Origin of the sequence: Phocaeicola sp. RTP21198st1_B8_RTP21198_201120 (assembly GCF_040929485.1) — a bacterium.
Lineage (GTDB): Bacteria > Bacteroidota > Bacteroidia > Bacteroidales > Bacteroidaceae > Phocaeicola > Phocaeicola dorei.
In genome coordinates this window covers 13,654-30,727 of the sequence record NZ_JBCOCI010000047.1, presented here as the reverse complement: position 1 = coordinate 30,727, position 17,074 = coordinate 13,654, and the positions used below count along the sequence as shown (strand labels likewise).

The window sequence follows — 17,074 nt, the reverse complement described above, 5'->3', positions numbered from 1 at the left end:
GCCATAAACACGAGAAAAATCATCCGCTGTCCTGAATTTACCGCCGGCTCTCCGGTATTGCAAAATAGTATGTGCAATAAAAGGAGGCAATCCACATTGCAAAAATTCGATGGAATCAGCTGAATTTGGATCAAAGGCAGCCAATACCACCTCTATTCTCTTAGGCTTATCATAGGAATATTGCAGAGATTCCTTCTCCTCCATTTCATGTACTCCGGCCAGAAAGTTTTTTATTTCTTCTATTCCCTCTTGATCCTGTTCCAAAGACTCTTCCTTTACTGGAAAAAGAACCCATATACACATAAATATGAAAAGCAAAGTCAACAAAAAAAGTATAGCTCTGCGTTCGCTTTTCGAGAAATAGAAAAAGTCTTTCCACATTACAATTCTAAATTAGCCCTAATTCATTGATAAAAATCAAAATGATAGCCACAGGTGCCACGTATCTCAACAAAAAGATATACAGATTGAAAAGACCTGCTTTCAGCTTTCCTCCATTGGTCAATTCCTCATAAGAAACGGAACGTTTCAAATACCATCCTACAAAAATACATACCAGCAAACCACCCAAAGGAAGCATTATTTTTGCAGTGACAAAATCAAGCAAGTCAAAGAATCCCTTATCAAACAGCGTATATTTCTGCATAACCCCCAATGACAAGGAAGAAATGACCCCAATTATAATACACCCGAAGGTGACCAATCTAGCAGCACGGCCACGAGTTAAATTGAATTCCTCGTGCAGAAAAGCCGTCACCACTTCATGTAAAGAAATAGTAGAAGTCAATGCAGCCAAAGCCAGCAAGACATAGAACATCACCGAGAAAATATAAGCTAATATCGGCACACCGCTAAAAGCTTGTTGAAAAACATTAGGCAATGTAATAAAAATTAATGATGGTCCCGCATCCGGCTGGATACCTACAGAAAAGGCTGCCGGAAAAATAATCAATCCGGCTAAGACAGCCACAAAAGTATCAATCACACCGACACTCAGAGCCGTATTTCCCAGTTTGGTTTCTTTCCCAAAATAAGAAGCATAGGTTGAAAGACATCCCATTCCCAAACTTAAGGAAAAGAACGCCTGCCCCATAGCCCCTAAGAAAACATCTCCGTTCACTTTACTAAAATCAGGCTTCAGCAGAAACTCCAAACCTTTTTCCGCATTGGGAAGCGACAATGAACACCCTACCAAAACTACTATCAGTATAAACAAAACAGGCATCAGCACCTTCGAAGATTTTTCTATTCCATCTTTCACTCCCTTTACTATAACAAAATGGGTAACCAATAAAAAGATGACCAGCCAAATAAGTGGACGAACAGGATCCTTCGAAAAACTCTGGAAAGCAACCACAAAATCTTCCGGCTTCTTATCTGCAAAACCATTAACTCCCGCTTCCAATATATACTCCAAAGTCCATCCTGCCACTACCGAATAATATCCTAGAATAAGAAAACCGGCCAAAACTCCCAAATATCCCAACCACTTCCAATGAGTTCCGGGAGCCAAAACCTTATAAGCACGTCCCGTACTTGCTTTTGAATGACGACCTACTGTGAATTCGGCAATCATAATAGGCATTCCCAACATAAGAACACACGCCAAGTATACCAAAATAAATGCCGCACCTCCATGATTTCCCGTCTCATAGGGAAACCTCCATATATTACCAAGTCCTACAGCCGAACCTGCCGCTGCCAGAACAGCCCCAATCTTACTTCCGAAATTTACTCTTTCGCTTTTTTGCATAAAAAACTATCAAATTATTATAAATCAACACTAATTAGCCTGCAAAAGTATAAAATTAATCGTACTTTTGCGATGAATCACAAAAAAATTAAAGTATGCTATATTATTTTAGAAAATATCCGGTATCCTTGATCATTGTAGCTATCATCTTTTATCTTTCCTTTTTCACTCCTCCCAAAACAGATATGGAAGAAATCCCCTACATAGACAAAGTAGTGCATATATGCATGTATGGGGGACTCTGTCTCATTTTATGGATAGAATATCTGAGGAATCATAAGACTGTCAATTGGAATCATGTAATATGGGGAGGCATCATAGCTCCTGTAGCTATGAGCGGGTGTATCGAACTGATGCAAGCTTATTGCACAGATACCCGCAGCGGTGACTGGCTGGATTTTCTGGCAAACAGCATTGGAGTTGGACTAGCTGCCTTAATAGGATATTACTTACTTCGCCCCCTTATATGGCGTAAATCCTAAAAAGAAACGCCGACGATTCTTCGCGAACAGTCGGCGTGATGATAAAAGTCAAAGTTATATAATAAAGATAGAGAGTCAACTTAACGGAAATCTTTCAGATCATTCTGCAACCTCTGACGAGTGAAAAAGATACGGCTTTTCACTGTTCCCAACGGAAGTCCCAGTTTCTCGGCAATTTCCCTATATTTAAATCCTGATACATACATAGCAAACGGCACGCGGTAATCTTTAGGCAACGCATTCACGATACGATGTATCTCTTTCAAATCATAAGCACCTTCTGTAGAATCGAATCCTGATTCCTGTGGAAGATTCAAATGAAACAAGTTATCCGTCTGATCGACGAAAGTCTGATCACGCACTGTTTTACGATAATTATTTATAAATATATTACGCATGATGGTGTACATCCATCCTTTAAAATTCGTATCTGGAGTAAACTTCTCTTCGTTGTCCAAAGCTTTAAGTGAAGTTTCCTGCAACAAATCATTAGCCTCTTCTCTGTCAGCTGTCAATTTAAATGCAAAGCGAAATAATTCGGTTTGTATACTTAGTAAATGCTGTGTAAAGTCGACTGTCTTCATATTAATCTATTTTTAAGTTGTTATTTTCTGTTTTTGTTTTCTGTTGCAATATTAACGACTTCTTATAAAAGTCACGACAGAAAAACTAACAACAAAGGGGGTATAAACTATCAAATAACAGTTTTTACCCCCTAAATTAACAGTTAACAGGTGGTTTCGTTTTAACTTTTAATTAGCCGGTATCCCTCCACCGGTCCCAGCATTACCTCCTCCACTTTTCAAATCATCATTATTAATGCTTCGCGCTGCTTTTTTTACCTGAGCCTTCAACTCCCCAAAGCGCCAACTAATATTAAATCCATAATAACGCATCGGAATTCTGGTAGAAGTAGAAGAGCAGAAAGTAGAAGTATTGATATTATTCTTAAAAGTAATATATTTATTAAATAAATTGGACGAGTTAAGAGAAATAGTCAGCCTCTTTTCCTTCAAGAAAGAACGACTGAACCCTATCGCATAATAATAGAAAGAGGAACTTTTACCTTGCAAAGAGATATGCGGAGTACCACCCCCTCCATTCAGACTCAGACGCAGGTCCCAAGGCAGAGTCTGCTGAAAGCTTCCGAAGAGATTTCCTTCCCAGCCATGATTCTTTAAATCAAGCCCTGAACTTCTATAATCCACATAAGCTCCCCGTCCATTGATATTAAAGCGGGTTTTAGGAGACATATTCCAGTTCAGGAACAAAGACAAATTAATATTCTTACTTTTTCCTATATTATCATAGGTAGAATTCATCACACCATCTTTTATAAAAGAGTATTGCTCTATACCATTATTGACAAAAGAATAATTAGCACTGACATTTACATTAAATTTCTGCGAGAAACTACCGAAAGTAACACTAAGCGAATGGGCCTTTTCACTTTCCAAATCAGGATTACCGTAACTGATCGCAGTGGGGTTGCTGGTGTCAGTAAACGGATTCAAAAACCAAATACCCGGCCGACTGATACGCATATTATAAGATGCCCTCAAACTTTGAGTAGGAGCCAATTGGTAAGAGAACATCAAGGATGGAACCAAATCATCAAACTGAGCATCAAACTTCTCATCCTTATTTTTATAATCCGCATCCATAAATGTATGCTCATAGCGAATTCCCGCCTTTCCACCGAGTTTTTTGTACTTCATCTGATAGCCCAAATAAGCAGCCAGAATATCCTGCTTATGATCATATTGCGTACTCATATCCTGATCATACTTATATTCTCCGGTTTTATCGGCCAGATAATATTTACCATCACTTTTACTTCTACGAAAAATATACTTTATACCAGTTTCAATGCTGTGTATCGAATTTATCGGATTGGTATAGTCCAATTGAGCCGTATGCTCTTGTGTGCTGGCATCATTTTTAAAATATTGGTTTTGCAAAAGATAAGGAACATTCAACGTATCCTCATAATCCGTATTCGCCTCACTGTTATTGGGTGAATGGCTAAAACGATAAGAAAAAGTAAGAAGTTCCCCTTTCTTTTTGAACGAATGCTGATAATCCATATTGCCCCCCACTTCGCCAAAGCCCGATTCATTATTTCCTAAAGAACCGTAACCGTAAACCGGATTACCGGCATAATTAGTCATCTGTGTATTTCCAATCCTCTTATTCGTAAAATTGCCAGTCATCAGATTCATAGAAAAACTGATCAGATTCAAAGTGTCAATCTCATAACTTCCTTCCAGACTGCCAAATTGAAAATTGCCATAGCTCTTGCTTCTTCGATGCGACTCCAAAAATTTATTTTCCTGAGATGTGAAATCCTCACGATATGAATCTTCAAATCCCTTTTGAGATCCCTGGTAGTTATAAGAATAATTACCGGTAACAGTGAACTTGCCCGACTGAACCGTACCATAACCGCCACCATACACACGCGTATTGCTTGCACCACCATTCAATGTCACCGTATATCCTTCCATTCCAGCTCCTATAGTGATAATATTCAAGATGCCCGCCACCCCTTCCGCGTCATATTTAGCCCCAGGCTCGGTGATAACCTCTATAGATTTAATGGAATTGGCCGGCATACTCCGCAATACCTCGGTAGGATTATTGCTCATCATGTTATTCGGCTTGCCATTAACATGCACTTTAAACTTACTGCTACCGTTTACTTGAATTTTATCCTCTCCATCTACAGTCACCAGCGGAACTTTACGGAGCATTTCAAGAGTCGTATTGGTTTTAGAATCCGGATCATCCTCTATACTATACGTCACTTTGTCTATTTCTGCCTTTACCAAAGGTTTCTGCGCTACCACCTCCACTCCTTTCAACATTTCAGTCGCTTCTGCTATCAAAATCTTACCCAAATCAACATTCTTACGATTGGTCGATATCGAGAATTCCTTCTGTACAGGAGACTTTCCTACAGAAGTAAAATGAATGAGATAAGTCCCCGGCACGGCAAGCCGTTCGTCAAACCTGCCGTCCGCTCCTGTCACAGCCAATTTCACCGGCTTTGCAGGATTATTCTTCAATGAAATACGGATTGTAGAATACGGTTCCCCTTCATTAGACAAAGAATCTAATAAGATTCCCTTGACTGAGAACTGGCCTTGGACAACCTTTTGCGCCTTCGCCGTAAATGACAAACTTGCTACAAGCAAGATAATGCCCCATAAAATGTTGTGTTTCATATATCAATAATGAGTTTGTGTTTGTTACAAAGGTAGGTAAACGATAGCAAGTAGTTTATTTTCAGACGTTAAAGAAGCCTATATATTATCTACCAGCGAGTATAAGGATTCTTCATCAAAAAAGAATTATAATAACGAATATCTCCCGTTACCTCTTTTTCGATGAAATGGGGCTTTTTGAACAATTCGTCCTCGCTATTCAATTCCACTTCCGCTACAGTCAAGCCCTCATTCTCACCATAAAACTCATCCACTTCAAAGATATGCTCTCCACTTTTCACCAAATACCGGATTTTATCAATCACCCCAGGCTCACACAGTTTCATCAACTCTTCGGCCTCTTGCAAACTGATCTCCTTCTCCCACTCATAACGACTTGTACCGGAGTCATTGGAAGCCCCTTTGATAGTAAGATACCCTTTATTATCCCGAATACGCACCCGGACAGTTCTTCCACGAGCACTACAGATATAACCTTGCACAATATGACTATGCGCATAAGCCTCTAGTTTATAACTGTCATCCTTTACTAAAAATTTTCGTTCTATTTCTTGTCCCATAGCGTTTTAATATATAAAAAAGCCCCGCAAAGAATAACCTCAGCAGGACTTCACTATTTCTTCTTCTTCTGTTTTTATCCATACATGGCATAGCCTACCATAATAACAAGGGCTAATACGATTAATCCGATGAACAGACCTTTTACAATCCTATTTGCTTTCTCTTCTTCCCGCTTACTATAAGCAGCTTTCTTATTCTTTCCCATAAGTATTTCATTTTTAAGATTAAACCATCTCCTTTGAATATCCCAAAAGTACAAAGTTTCTAGAAGAAAACAAATAAATTACGAAGAAATTACTAATTCTCCGAACCGGAAAACTCCATCAAGTATGCCTTGATAAAGCCATCAATCTTTCCATCCATCACTCCGTTCACATCCGAAGTTTGAAAATTAGTACGATGATCCTTCACACGACGGTCATCAAAGACATAACTGCGTATTTGTGATCCCCATTCAATCTTCTTCTTGCCTGCCTCCACCTTGGCCTGTTCTTCCATGCGGTGCTGCAATTCCTTATCATATAAAATTGAGCGCAACTGGCGCATCGCATTTTCCTTATTCTTCGGCTGGTCACGGGTTTCAGTATTCTCAATCAAGATTTCCTCTTCCTCACCGGTATATGGATCTTTATATTGATAACGCAGACGTACTCCTGACTCCACCTTGTTCACATTCTGTCCGCCAGCCCCCCCCGAACGGAAAGTATCCCAAGACATACGGGCAGGTTCAATTGTCACTTCAATACTATCATCCACCAACGGCGTTACAAACACAGAAGCAAAAGAAGTCATCCGTTTCCCCTGAGCATTATAAGGAGACACGCGCACCAAGCGGTGAACTCCATTCTCACCTTTCAGATAACCATACGAAAAACTGCCCTCAATATTCATTGTCACCGTCTTGATTCCGGCCTCATCCCCATCCTGAAGATTAGCCACGCTCACTTTATAGCCATTGGTCTCCGCCCAACGCATATACATACGCATCAGCATGGAAGCCCAATCCTGACTTTCAGTACCACCAGCACCACAATTAATTTTCAATACACAATCCATTTGGTCAGCCTCCTGGCGAAGCATATTCTTCAGTTCCAATGCCTCCACCGCAGTGACAGCCTTTTGATATGCTGCATCCACTTCTTCTTCGGTAACCAAATCGTCTTTACAAAAGTCAAAAGCCAATTCCAGTTCATCTGCCATCGTCTTTACCTCACGGTAACCGTCGATCCATTTTTGCAGATCTTTGACCTTCCTCATTTGTGCTTCTGCTTTCTTGGCATCATCCCAAAAACCGGGCGCCTGCGTACGCAGTTGTTCTTCTTCCACCTGAACCAGTTTATTTTCTATGTCCAGATATCTTTCAAGTGCCGCAGTACGTTCTTTTACGTCTTTCAGTTGCTCTATTGTTATCATCTTGAGAATTTTTGCATTTCAGGATGCAAAGATAGTGGAAATCTATTCATTTTCCCATTATTCTTCATACATCTTTTCTATTTCGGCAGCATAGTTCTTGTTCAGCACATTACGTTTTATTTTCAACGTATTGGTCAGCTCACCACGCTCCATACTGAAAGGATGGGGCAACAAAGTAAACCTCTTGATCTGTTCATAATGTGCAAACTGCTGCTGCAGTGTATCAATTCGCTCTTTAAACAAATCGATAATTTCCGGTTTCTGCAACAGTTCCTCCATACTTTCATAGCGAATACCTTTTTTTGCGGCATACTCTTTCACCAGTTTATATTCAGGAATAATCAAAGCAGAAACAAATTTACGTTCATCGGCAATAATAGAAATCTGATCGATATAACGGTCTACCACCAATTTGGCTTCAATGGCTTGAGGAGCGATATACTTTCCGTTTGAAGTTTTAAACAAGTCCTTGATACGCTCTGTAAGGAACAAATGCTCATCTTTTATATAACCCGCATCACCGGTATGGAACCATCCGTCTTCAGTAAACGCCGCCTTCGTAGCAGCTTCCTTTTTATAATAGCCATGAGTGATTCCTTCACCACGTAACATTATTTCGTTATTCTCCCCTATTCTGACCTGCACATGGGGCATGATACGCCCCACCGAACCAACCACATGGTCATTATCATTCTCACAAGCAACCGTTGCAGTAGATTCCGTCAATCCATAACCGGCTACCATATTAATTCCCACCGACAAAACAAACTCCTGTACAGCCGGTGGAATAGCCGCACCGGCAGTAGGGAAGAAACGCCCGTTTTCAATGCCAATAGTCTTTTTCAACAAACTATAGATCGTTTTCTCATAAAATTTATATTTCATGTGCAATACAGGCGGAGGAGTCAGCCCTTTGTACACATAATCCAAATTATGTTCACGTCCCACTTTAATAGCATCCAGCATCAACTTCTTTTTCAATCCGGTTGTCTCATTGATTTTTTCTTGCACGCCGGCATACACTTTCTCCCAGAAACGGGGAACACTGCACATAGCCGTAGGACGGATCTCCTTTATTGTCTTCTGGATATCAGCAGGACGCAAGTTGATAGACAAAGTACACCCCATCGAAAGACACCAGCAAGTCCATGCACGCTCAAACACATGAGTAAAAGGAAGGAAATTCATAATCACATCCTGATCACCCAATTGAGGGAAACGTTCATCATGTGCCGGAATGGCCGCCTCATAGCAAGAATGATGCAACATCACCCCCTTGCTGTCTCCGGTTGTTCCACTGGTATAAAGAATATTGGCAAGATCACCATTACCCGACTCTGAAGTACGCTTGTCTACCTCAGCTTGATGCGGATGCGCCTCACCCAATTTCAGAAAGTCATCAAAATAAATGGAAGTCTGGTCCCGCTCATCACGCTTTACCTCCCTGTCGAAAATTATAATCTGTTTCAGTTGGCTTCCCAGTAGCATAACCCGGAACGCCACATCATATTGCAACTGTTCACCTACAAAAATATAACGTATTTCGGCATCACCTACCATATAATGTACCTGCGCCTCGGAACTGGTAGCATAAAATGGTACAGTAACAGCCCGTACCCCAAAAGCTCCAAAGTCCACATACAGGCATTCCGGTTTATTTTGAGAAAAAACTGCTATATTTTCCTGTATGCCTATACCTAATTCTATCAATGCATTCGAAACTGTTTTTACAGTTGCGGCAAACTGGTTCCAAGAAACCGGAATCCATGTTTCTGTTTTATAATCGCGGTAACGCAACGCTACACGATCACCATATTTCCCTGCCTGACGTTGTATCAGGACAGATAAGAAAGAACTACTCATTCCAAAGATTTATTTTTAATTCATCGGCAAAGTTATCGTTTAATTTGGAATTATCCTCTATAAACAGGCATTAATTTTCCCAATTAGTCAAAGAGTTAGAAGAAATCAGCCGAAAGATTTAGTTGCATATCTAACTTAATTACCTACTTTTTTCATCACCGTTTACCACGCAAAAATAGTATCTTTGCAACACATTAAATTATTAAAATCAAGATGATTGATATAGAATATTACACTTCCGAAGCAACCACATTGCTGAATTCGTTAATCGGTATCCCCTCATTGAGCCGGGAAGAAGAAGCTGCCGCTGACTTTCTGCAGAACTATATTGAAGAAACAGGTATCATGACCGGTCGTTCGGGCAACAACATTTGGTGTATCAGTCCGATGTTCGACCTCAACAAACCGACTATTTTACTAAATTCCCACATCGATACCGTAAAACCGGTAAACGGATGGCGGAAACATCCTTTCACTCCGAAAGCCGAAAACGGAAAGATTTACGGTTTGGGAAGTAATGACGCCGGCGCCAGTGTAGTATCCTTATTTCAGGCGTACCGCCATCTCTCTACAACCGAGCAGGCATACAATCTGATCTTTCTTGCCTCATGTGAAGAAGAAGTTTCCGGAAAAAACGGAATAGAAAGCGTATTGCCCCAACTACCTCCCATCACCTTAGGCATAGTGGGTGAACCGACAGAAATGCAGCCTGCTATTGCCGAAAAGGGATTGATGGTGCTGGATGTTACCGCATACGGCAAAGCCGGACATGCCGCACGCAATGAAGGAGTGAATGCTATCTACAAGGTACTGGAAGACATTCAGTGGTTCCGTGATTATAAATTCCCAAAGGAATCTTCCCTGCTGGGGCCTGTCAAAATGAGCGTGACACAAATAAATGCCGGCACGCAGCATAATGTCATCCCCGATACTTGTACTTTCGTTGTGGATATCCGCAGTAATGAATGTTACTCTAACGAAGAACTATTCAAAGAAATAAGTGCCCATCTAAAAAGCGAGGCGAAAGCTCGTTCTTTCCGCTTGAACTCATCTCATATCAGTGCCGAGCATCCCTTTGTGAAATGCGCGGTAAAACTAGGACGTGTACCTTTCGGCTCTCCTACTTTGTCCGATCAGGCGTTGATGAAGTTCCCGTCTGTCAAAATCGGTCCGGGAAAGTCCTCCCGTTCACACACGGCTGATGAATATATCATGGTTTCGGAAATTGAGGAAGCGATAAGGCTTTATATCGAGATGCTGGACGGACTGGTGCTGTAAACGACTTACAAAGACGCTATTTCCCCTATAGACAGACCGGTAACCTGTGCAATTACATCAAATGCAATACCGGCCTGTTTCATTTTTTTTGCATTCTTGAAGCATTCTTCCTTACGACCTTGCTCAAGACCTTTTTCAAGGCCCTCTTTAAGACCTTCCTCACGCCCTTTTTTCAACTGGGTGGACATCACGCTGTACCAGTCGCGGAAATTCTTCAAACTTTCCCAATACTCGCCTAATTCCTTAGGATTGAACTTAGCTATCTCGGCAGCCTCGAAAAGTTCCTTGTTCATTGCCGTGCCGAAAAGCAGCTTGAAGCCGAAATCGGTATAAGGGTTGATGTATTTATCCTGTATGCCTTCTGTTCCCATATCTATCCGAGGTTTAATAAGTTATGATACAGGATAAAAGTAATCAATATACTGCAATTCCCCGTCTTAAAAGAAAGATTTAACCATTTATCATTCATAGTAGCAACATATCCTCATCATAACAATAATTTATATCTTTCATTCCCCTTTTCTAGATAAGGTTTAATAATTCCTCATTATTCCATCTTTCAGCATATTCACTGCTTAAGTCTGCCGTGATACACTCGTGCTTATTTTCCCCTTTTTGTAAACCGATAACTCTGATGTCAGGAATAGTTTTAGCATACTTTCTTATTGCGAGTTCCAATAAAATTCCTAAGCTTATCGATTTCATATTAGGCGGATAAAACGGTTCCGCACTTTGAGCATCATTTAAACAGGAAAAAATAACATCTATTGCCTGTTCCCACGTAATAAAAAACCGGGTAGCTTCAGGATCTGTCAATATAAGCTCCTTCCTATTTTCTAATGCATACTTCCATTTTACCAAAACAGATCCTGTAGAATGTAATACATTTCCATAACGAACGATCCTATAAGCGCAATTCGATCCGTTTATTTGTTCAAAATCCTCAAAAAGATTCTCCATAAGCAATTTAGTAGCCCCATACGTTCCTGAAACTTGAACAGCTTTATCAGTGCTTGTTGCCAGAATAAATTTTATGTTCTGCTCCTCAACAGTTATTTTAAGAAGATTCAACGTACCAAGAATATTAGTCTGAACAGCTTTCAGAGGATGTTCTTTTGCCAAAATGACATCTTTAAACGCAGCCAAATGAAATATCCCATCACAACCATTCAATGCCTTTTTCAATAAAAGATAATCTTCAATGGGGCATGGAAAGATTTGAACGCCTTTAAATTTCTCCCTCAGAGCAATCAGTTTTCCTTCATTCCTGGCTATCGCATGAATAGTATGTCCTTGGGTAATCAACCGTTCTATCAATTTCTCAGCCAAATAACCGGTAGCCCCCGTTACTGCAATGGTTCCCATACTCAAGCTATTTTTTATCATTCATCAACACATCCCTCGCAACATAAGGCTGTGGAGAAAACTCAACAGTCAACACATTCGACTCTCCTAAAGCTGTTAATGTATGGACGCACCCCGGTAAAGTCCTTACCAAATCCCCCTTTTCCCAAATCTCTTCTATTACAGCCTCACTATCATCATATTTCTGAAAAGTAGCCTGCATACGCCCCTGTAAAATAAGCATATATTCCACCTTTCTAAAATGATAATGATTACCTCTGAGAACCTTTGGGACGAATTGCAAGAATCCTATATATTTAGCGGCTTCCACCGCTGGAATTGAAGCACTCAAAGTAGTATCCTCGCCAATTACAAAACCAGTCCCCGCCTCCAGCAAGCTATAATTTTTCACATTCCCTACGGATTCCACTTTTATCAAATCCCTGACAGTTATTTCATCAAACATTTTTTTCGATTGCTCACGCACGTCAATTTTACATAATCCGGCACGATATTTTAATAAAAACAATTTATGATGAGGAGCAAGATTCTCCAATCTCAAACACTCATCCATATCCAGCAAGACAAAAGATTCACCTTCCAAAATACGGATATCCGCTGCATCGTCCATCAAATAAGTATGATGAATATATTCCCATCTATCATAGTCTGCTCTATACTCAGACCCCAGATAGGTTATAGAACTAAAATGTACCTTTGAGGATTTCTTGTGTTCAAATTCTTCCTTCAGTTCTCTGATAATACCGTCTAGAGGGGTTTCCTCCTCCTCAAGGTAGCCAGAAACAAGAGAATAACATCCGGAGTACTCTATATCCGGATTCTCATCTCTTTTTTGCAACAATACTCTATTATCTGTTGTAGTAATAATCGCAGTAGTCGAATCCATCATCTTTTTCATCTTCATTATTTTTTAAATTTTCATTCTGTTGTATTTTCACCACACCCACGTGATGAATAATATTTTCCTTATTCAGCATATCAGTATAAATAGCATGGTTTAACACTATAATAAGCAACCAAATAAGAGACAATATGGCAAAAAAAGGTTGAGTGTATGATTTCAGCCATAACTCCCAAGATTTTTTCTCTCTTTTCAAATTAGAAGGAATCTTTGTGAAAAGTTTCACATACTCATCCGGAAAAGTCTTTTCCGCTTCACATAACATATTCTTCCAGTGCTCATGATAACTCCATAATCTCTGCATTACGTAAATAGACCATATTGAGAATGACAATCCTCCAAATGCAATAATAAATGTCAGGTATTCAGAAGTTTGGCATACAGAGTTAAACAAGACGGTTTCCAATCCGAATAAAGAAACATTTATTCCGAACATAATATTAAAACGGCTCCAGATACCAGCTCCTTCATACTGTAATTGACCAAGAAGGTGAGTATAATGTTCCATTAATTTAGTGTTCTGCAAGGAATCCCTATCATTTACCGCCTTCTGATGATCCACATCCGCATAAAAGTTTATACCGCATCGAACTAATTTCGTCATTATATCAAGAATCTATTTTTATAATAAAAAAGGAGAGGATATTCCTCTGTTATCAGATTCATATCCCCTCCTCGCTTGAGGTTATCAAGAAGAAAGCATATCAAATTTAAACTATACTTCCTATCTTAGCCCAAATGTTTACTGTACTTTTCTTGTTACAGTTACCTTGAATGTCTTGGTTACAACACCCCAGTTATGAGTATAAGTAATGTTCAAGTTTACATCATGAGTATATACTGTACCTGTCGGAGTTCCCTTCCAAGTAAGAGTTGCAGTAGCTGCATCATAAGTAAAGTCTTTTTCATTCTCATCCAAAGAAATTTCCAATCCTGTAGCTTCAGCAACAGCATTACCAGCAGCATCTTTTCTATACAATGTTTCAGCTATGGTTTCTTCAGCAGCAATCGTAGCGGCATTGTATTTTACCAATACATTTTTAACAGCATCTTTCAATGTCAGTTCAGTCCATTTCTTCTTGTCTGCTGCACCTAAAGCATTAATCAAATCGATAATCTTAATCTGATCGTTTGTAGCCAATGCCGGATTATTATACTTCAAGTCTACTATTGCAGAGAATTCTAAGATAGGTTGTTCCACCTTCCAGTCTTCAGTTGCAAACAATACACGCTTAGCAGAACCAGCTGTAGCATCATAGATATCAACTTTCAAAGTTCCAACCTTAGCCAAATCTACACGCGGAGTAAAGGCAATCTGATTAGTGCTAGTCCATTCAATGTTATTTTCTTTCATCATTTCCTGAACATAAGCATTCTGCTTCTTATAATCCAATTCAAACTCAACTGTCGCATCTTCAGGAACAACATTGTACATCTTGTCGAATTCTTGAGATTCCATGATGAACTTGCTATAAGCACCGCCAGTTTTTGTCCATGTACCGATAATAGTACGACTCTTGTATTCATCCTTGATAGGACAATCAAAGTTATAGGTTACAGAGAAGTTATCTACAGAAACCTTGAACAGTTTGTTTACGAAGCTGTTGTAAACACCATACGGTGTGTTCACTCCGTTAGTCATTTTCTCGGTAGCTCCCCAACCAGGATAATAAGAAGAAGCTCCAGCCAACAAGGACATATTCTTGAACTGTACAAAGTCAGCACCCGGTGTCAAAATCAAGAACAAAGAGTCTTTGTCAGCATTGTTTCCACCGTTCTTATAATACAAGACAGCTTCATTTTTAACCGTTTCAAGATTTTTAGCCAAGTCTGTAACTTTTGCAGGAATATTAGTCGATAAATTGTTATTTTGATAATATTGATTACAGTTATCAGATATTGATTGATAACTTAACAACTTGCCACCAGCATCATATACAGGCTTGTTCAATGTAATGAATGTGCAATATTCCTGATTTTTATTAGAAATAACATCACGACCTTCAATAGCAGCCTCAAAGTTACGAACATCCAAAGTAATGATCCGAGCTTTTGAGCTATTGTATGCAAATGCAAAGTTTTCCTTAGCATCCAACGGTTTCAAAGCAACGGTTCCGAATACAGGATTAACAGCAGGACGAACAGCCTTGATGAATACTACATTTCTCACCTCGTATTCTTTAACACCTTCTTCCTGTGGTTTAACTGTAGTAGTCACTTCTATTGCAGCATATTCATCAATAGCAGATGCCTGGTTAGTCGATTTTACAGACAAAACATTATCTTTAAAATCAAAGATACCCTGACGAGTTTTAATAGGTTGTCCATTAAATGTATAATCCTCATTCTGATCCAACAATCTGAACACTCTGGTATATGAAATATTGGTTGACTTCAACCATACTTTTGCATCTCCGGAAATGTAAGCGTCAATAGAATCATTTACATTATAAACACCTTGATAGTCAAAGCATCCATAAGATTTACCATCATAAGAAGCACCATCTGCATTGATTATTGCAGGGTATTCATCTTCTTTCATATTAGTAGAGGTAAAAGCATTTACAATGCTCTTTACAGATGCATGTGTTCTACTTACCGTGAAATAATCGGAAGCTGATGTATATTGACCATACATAGTTACATCCAATGAGGTTGCATAGGTATTATTTCCAATACCTTCATTCGGTAAAATAGCAAGGCTCAAAATACCGTTTTCTAATTTTGCAGAACCTTCCATATAGGTCAAAGCAGGAGCAACACTACGAACCTGATACGTATCAACAAAGGAGAATTTCGCATTATTCAATGAGAAATCACCCGGATATACCTTGAATGAAGCATAAGCAGGAACAGATGCAAACAAAACATCCTTATCCGGGTTAAAACTTCCTTCATTTTCCTGCCAATAGATATCATAAGCCTTACAAACATCACTATAATTATCAACAGCCTGTTTTCTGTAAACCACAGTCTGCAACCCTTTGAATGCAGAACCTTCCTGCAGCAAAGTATAGTTCTGTCCGTCGATAGTCACAATTACAGTCTTGCTTTCAGCATCTACAGCAATGTTAGGAAATTCATTGTTCTGCTTCAAATCAGTAACTTTGTCACCGATCTTGATGTATTCCACACCATCCACTGTCACCCAAGACACGTTTGAACCGGCAGCTTCACCATCCTGACCTCTGGCCGGAACTTTGTTACCTTCGGTATCTTTCACATCCACCCAAGTAGCACCTTTGTCTGTGCTAACCTGCCAGTAATTGCCTTCCACACGGAATTCAGGGATAACAGTAGTACCATCTGCTCCATTAGTACCATTCTTGATAGTAATTTTGGAACCGTCAGTGAAAACCAGTTCATATCCACCGGTAACCTCATTACATGACTGAACGAATTTACCTGCCTTAATTGCCGAGTCAAGACTTGCAATGGTTTCCTTGACTTCGCTCAATTCCTTGTCGATGCGGTCAATGTCATCATCATAGTCCTTACAAGACACAAATGTTCCTGTTGACGAAACCATCAAGGCTCCGAACAGGATTGCACTTAAAAACTTTTTGTTCATAATAGAAAAACTTTAAATTTATAAATTTAAAAACTAAAATTGGTTATACATATTAACTTCATTATTAATAACTTAGCTAGTTTATCACCTGTAAATACCGTTTCCTCCTTTCCCTGGACTGATAAGATAAAGGTGATATGCCCACAATACGACTGAAAGCCGAGTAGAAAGCACTTTTAGAGGCGAAACCACAACTACAGGGCAAGTCATTCAATGTGCAACGACCGGAATCAAGAAGTTCCTTGGCGTATTCCACGCGATAGCTGTTCACAAGTTCCTTCAAGTTGCAACCAAAATACTTATTCACTACATTACTCAGGTAGGTCTGGTTCGTTTCAAGCAGTTCACTCAGTTTTTTCAGAGAAAGCGAGGTGTCAAGGAATACCTGACGTATCTCAAGCTGGTACAATATACCTTTATATATATTGCAATCCACCTTGCGAATGTCTGTTCCCTTTCCGGCAAACTCCTCTTTCCATTGCCGCTCGGCGGCCTTGAAAAGCAAAGTTTTCTGCCGCTCGGAAGTAGCGGTCGTGCGTTTACGTCTCAGAAATAGATATTCCATCTGCTTTATGTTGTTTTCATTTAGTTATACCGCTTCAAAGTCCAGATATATTCTATATATAAAAAGGTCTTAAAAACGACATTTTTTGTAGATCT

At 39.6% G+C, this 17,074-nt stretch carries 15 protein-coding genes and 1 pseudogene; 2 read left to right on the top strand and 14 right to left on the bottom strand.

Annotated features, from left to right (window positions below; genetic code table 11):
* A pseudogene (locus AB5935_RS15715) lies at positions 1 to 381 on the bottom strand (ComEA family DNA-binding protein); the annotation flags it as partial.
* Positions 382 to 388: 7 nt separating this feature from the next.
* Positions 389 to 1,753 (bottom strand): sodium-dependent transporter, encoded by a 1,365-nt coding sequence (locus AB5935_RS15710; protein ID WP_007834957.1) that lies wholly within the window; start codon positions 1,751 to 1,753, stop codon positions 389 to 391.
* A gap of 95 nt (positions 1,754 to 1,848) precedes the next feature.
* Between AB5935_RS15710 and AB5935_RS15705 the strand changes: the two genes are divergently transcribed.
* A complete protein-coding gene (locus AB5935_RS15705; protein WP_007834955.1) occupies positions 1,849 to 2,235 on the top strand; it encodes a VanZ family protein in 387 nt (128 codons plus the stop codon).
* Between the two features lie 80 nt (positions 2,236 to 2,315).
* Here AB5935_RS15705 and AB5935_RS15700 read toward each other — a convergent pair whose 3' ends face one another.
* The 6 genes from AB5935_RS15700 to AB5935_RS15675 all read right to left on the bottom strand — a co-directional run bounded on the left by AB5935_RS15700 (position 2,316) and on the right by AB5935_RS15675 (position 9,299).
* Positions 2,316 to 2,819: an RNA polymerase sigma factor gene (locus AB5935_RS15700; protein WP_007834952.1), complete on the bottom strand. Its 504-nt coding sequence runs from the start codon at positions 2,817 to 2,819 to the stop codon at positions 2,316 to 2,318.
* A 168-nt stretch (positions 2,820 to 2,987) separates the two neighbouring features.
* The gene (locus AB5935_RS15695; protein WP_007847083.1) at positions 2,988 to 5,462 is read right to left on the bottom strand and encodes an outer membrane beta-barrel family protein; all 2,475 of its coding nucleotides are present in this window, start codon (positions 5,460 to 5,462) and stop codon (positions 2,988 to 2,990) included.
* Between the two features lie 89 nt (positions 5,463 to 5,551).
* Positions 5,552 to 6,022 (bottom strand): CYTH domain-containing protein, encoded by a 471-nt coding sequence (locus tag AB5935_RS15690; protein WP_005845492.1) that lies wholly within the window; start codon positions 6,020 to 6,022, stop codon positions 5,552 to 5,554.
* A gap of 74 nt (positions 6,023 to 6,096) precedes the next feature.
* Complete coding sequence (locus AB5935_RS15685) at positions 6,097 to 6,228, bottom strand: hypothetical protein (protein ID WP_005845490.1); 132 nt, start codon at positions 6,226 to 6,228, stop codon at positions 6,097 to 6,099.
* 92 nt (positions 6,229 to 6,320) lie between these two features.
* On the bottom strand, positions 6,321 to 7,436 hold the full coding sequence (prfB, locus tag AB5935_RS15680; RefSeq protein ID WP_007834946.1) for a peptide chain release factor 2: 1,116 nt from the start codon (positions 7,434 to 7,436) through the stop codon (positions 6,321 to 6,323).
* Between the two features lie 57 nt (positions 7,437 to 7,493).
* A complete protein-coding gene (locus AB5935_RS15675) occupies positions 7,494 to 9,299 on the bottom strand; it encodes an AMP-dependent synthetase/ligase (RefSeq protein ID WP_007842133.1) in 1,806 nt (601 codons plus the stop codon).
* Between the two features lie 213 nt (positions 9,300 to 9,512).
* Between AB5935_RS15675 and AB5935_RS15670 the strand changes: the two genes are divergently transcribed.
* Positions 9,513 to 10,577: a M20 family metallo-hydrolase gene (locus tag AB5935_RS15670; protein WP_038608629.1), complete on the top strand. Its 1,065-nt coding sequence runs from the start codon at positions 9,513 to 9,515 to the stop codon at positions 10,575 to 10,577.
* A gap of 5 nt (positions 10,578 to 10,582) precedes the next feature.
* Here the strand turns inward: AB5935_RS15670 and AB5935_RS15665 are convergent, their stop codons facing one another.
* The 6 genes from AB5935_RS15665 to AB5935_RS15640 all read right to left on the bottom strand — a co-directional run bounded on the left by AB5935_RS15665 (position 10,583) and on the right by AB5935_RS15640 (position 16,979).
* Positions 10,583 to 10,948 (bottom strand): hypothetical protein, encoded by a 366-nt coding sequence (locus AB5935_RS15665; RefSeq protein ID WP_007842131.1) that lies wholly within the window; start codon positions 10,946 to 10,948, stop codon positions 10,583 to 10,585.
* 151 nt (positions 10,949 to 11,099) lie between these two features.
* Positions 11,100 to 11,942: a polysaccharide biosynthesis protein gene (locus tag AB5935_RS15660; protein ID WP_007842122.1), complete on the bottom strand. Its 843-nt coding sequence runs from the start codon at positions 11,940 to 11,942 to the stop codon at positions 11,100 to 11,102.
* 7 nt (positions 11,943 to 11,949) lie between these two features.
* Positions 11,950 to 12,840, bottom strand: coding sequence for an NUDIX domain-containing protein (locus tag AB5935_RS15655; RefSeq protein ID WP_007842121.1), 891 nt, complete (start codon positions 12,838 to 12,840; stop codon positions 11,950 to 11,952).
* A complete protein-coding gene (locus AB5935_RS15650) occupies positions 12,791 to 13,447 on the bottom strand; it encodes a hypothetical protein (RefSeq protein ID WP_007834937.1) in 657 nt (218 codons plus the stop codon). Before AB5935_RS15650 ends, AB5935_RS15655 begins: the two co-directional genes overlap by 50 nt.
* A 138-nt stretch (positions 13,448 to 13,585) precedes the next feature.
* Positions 13,586 to 16,414: a PL29 family lyase N-terminal domain-containing protein gene (locus AB5935_RS15645; protein WP_368327476.1), complete on the bottom strand. Its 2,829-nt coding sequence runs from the start codon at positions 16,412 to 16,414 to the stop codon at positions 13,586 to 13,588.
* A gap of 76 nt (positions 16,415 to 16,490) precedes the next feature.
* Positions 16,491 to 16,979 carry a helix-turn-helix domain-containing protein gene (locus AB5935_RS15640; RefSeq protein WP_007834935.1) on the bottom strand — a complete coding sequence of 163 codons (489 nt, stop codon included), beginning with the start codon at positions 16,977 to 16,979 and terminating at the stop codon, positions 16,491 to 16,493.
* Positions 16,980 to 17,074: the final 95 nt, after the last annotated feature.